Source organism: Streptomyces lycii (assembly GCF_009735685.1).
GTDB classification, from domain to species: Bacteria; Actinomycetota; Actinomycetes; order Streptomycetales; family Streptomycetaceae; genus Streptomyces; species Streptomyces lycii.
In genome coordinates this window covers 1-2,225 of the sequence record NZ_WHPN01000184.1, presented here as the reverse complement: position 1 = coordinate 2,225, position 2,225 = coordinate 1, and the positions used below count along the sequence as shown (strand labels likewise).

Annotated in this window: 2 protein-coding genes; both read right to left on the bottom strand. The window is 77.0% G+C overall.

Going from position 1 to position 2,225, the window contains the following annotated elements; translation table 11 throughout:
• Positions 1–273 precede the first annotated feature (273 nt).
• Positions 274–1,419: an alanine racemase gene (alr, locus tag GCU69_RS07560; RefSeq protein WP_156205474.1), complete on the bottom strand. Its 1,146-nt coding sequence runs from the start codon at positions 1,417–1,419 to the stop codon at positions 274–276.
• 174 nt (positions 1,420–1,593) lie between these two features.
• On the bottom strand, positions 1,594–2,225 hold a 632-nt coding region (locus tag GCU69_RS07555), incomplete at its 5' end, for a L,D-transpeptidase (protein ID WP_156205473.1).

Here is a 2,225-nt window from a genome sequence, read left to right as displayed (position 1 = left end):
GGCCATCGTCGTGCCGCTCCTCATCCGTCCGTACGGCCCGTTCCGCGCACCCGGGCCCGTGCGGGCACCCGGATCCGTTCCTTCCCCGGAGCCGTCCCTGCGCCCCGGTCCCCGCGCGCAGCCGGTCCCTGCCGTGCGCCCGGGCTTTCCGGCCCGGGACCTTTCCGCCGCCCGGGGCCCTCCGGGTGCCCCGGGCCGCTCCTGCCGCCGTGGCCCCACGCGACCCGACGGGATCTCCCTGCGCTGCTACCCGGCGGTACGCCTCATCATCCGTCAGGCGGGGCCGTCGGCGCGGTGCACTCGCGGCACCCTGGCCCCGATCCGGGTCACGATCTCGTATCCGATGGTCCCGGCGGCGTGCGCCCAGTCCTCCGCGGTCGGCTCCCCGCCGTCGCCCGGGCCGAAGAGGACGACCTCCTCGCCCGCCTCCGCGTGGTCGCCGTTCAGATCGACCACGAACTGGTCCATCGCGACCCGGCCCGCGACCGTCCGCCACTTGCCGCCGACCAGCACCGGGCCGCTGCCCGAGGCGTGCCGGGGAATGCCGTCCGCGTAACCGACCGGCACCAGGGCGAGCGTCGTCTCGGCCGGAGTCGTGTAGCGGTGGCCGTAGCTGACGCCGTGGCCGCCGGGGACGCGCTTCACGCCCGCGAGGCGCGCCGCGAGCGTCATCACTCCGCGCAGCCCGAAGTCGGCCGGGTGGCCGACCTCCGGGCTCGGCGACACGCCGTACGTCGCGATGCCGGCGCGCACCAGGTCGTAGTGGCTCTCCGGGAGGGTCAGCAGGGCCGCCGAGTTCGCGATGTGCCGGACCTCGGGGCGGAGTCCGGCCCGTTCGGCGCCGGCCAGCGCCTCGCGGTAGACGGACTGCTGCGCGGCGATCGACGGGTGACCGGGCTCGTCCGCGCACGCGAAGTGCGACCAGACGCCGGTCACCGCGATCACGCCCTCGGCCTCGGCCGCGCGGGCGGCGGTGGTCAGTTCGGGCCAGTCGTGCGGCTGGCAGCCGCTCCGGCCCAGACCGGTGTCGATCTTCAGCTGCACCCTGGCGGTACGGCCGCAGGCGCGGGCGGCGGCCACCGCCTCGCGCAGCGCCCACAGACCGCTGACCGATACGTCGAGATCCGCCTCGACGGCCTCCCGCCAGGGGCCGCCCGGGGTCCACAGCCAGCACAGGACGCGGCCGGTGTCGCCCGCGGCGCGCAGGGCCAGCGCCTCCTCGGGCGTGGCGGTCCCGAGCCAGGTCGCCCCGGCCTCGCGGGCGGCTCGGGCGCAGGGCAGCATCCCGTGGCCGTAGGCGTCGGCCTTGACGACGGCCATCAGCTCGGAACGGGGCGCACGGGCCCGCAGCGCGCGGATGTTGGACCGGTAGGCGGCGAGATCGATCTCGGCGCGGGCCCGCATGGGTTGTGCGTTCATCGCCCCCAGTGTCTCACCGGGGCGGCCCGGGCGTGCGCGGCGGCGGACGGTGAGCGGCCCGGGGCACGCGGAACGGCTCCCACCGGGCGGGCGGACGACCGGGGTTCGGGGCAGGGCGGGGGCGGGGGCGGTGCCGCTCCGGGGAGGGACGCCGAGCCGCGGGCGCCGGTGGTGTCAGTTCCGCCGGCCCCACACCTCGACCCGGTCGCCCCGGCGCAGCACCTCCCACAGGCGTTCCGCGTCGCGGTAGACGAGGTTGACGCAGCCGTACGACCCGCCCCCCGGGGCGTGGATGTTGCCGTACACCCCGTGGAACCCCTGGCCGCCGTCGAAGAACTGGGCGAACGGCATCGGGGTCCCGTACAGCGGGGACGCGTGGTCCTTGCTGCGCCGGTACACCCGGTGGGAGCCGGTGCGGGTGGGATGGCCCGCCCGTCCGCTGCGGACCGGGACCGGGCCGAACAGCACCTTCTCGCCCCGCTGCACCCACATCAGGCCGCGCGACAGGTCCACGCAGGCGATCCGGGCCCGCACGACCGGGCAGTCGCCGCGGGCGTTCGGGTCGGCGGCCGCGCGGACCAGTTGGACCCGGCCCCCGCTGGCAGGGCCGGCGAAACCGATGGCCGGCTCGATGCGCTCCCGCAGCTGCCAGGCGCGGATCACCCGGCAGTCCGCGGCCGACTGCCTGCCGTCGGCGGGAAGTCCGAGGTGGTGCTCGACCCGGCGCTGGTACGGGCCGGTGGACCGGGTGCAGTCCGACAGCGGCGGCACCGCCCGGTCCCGGCGTGCCTCGGCGGGCGGGACGT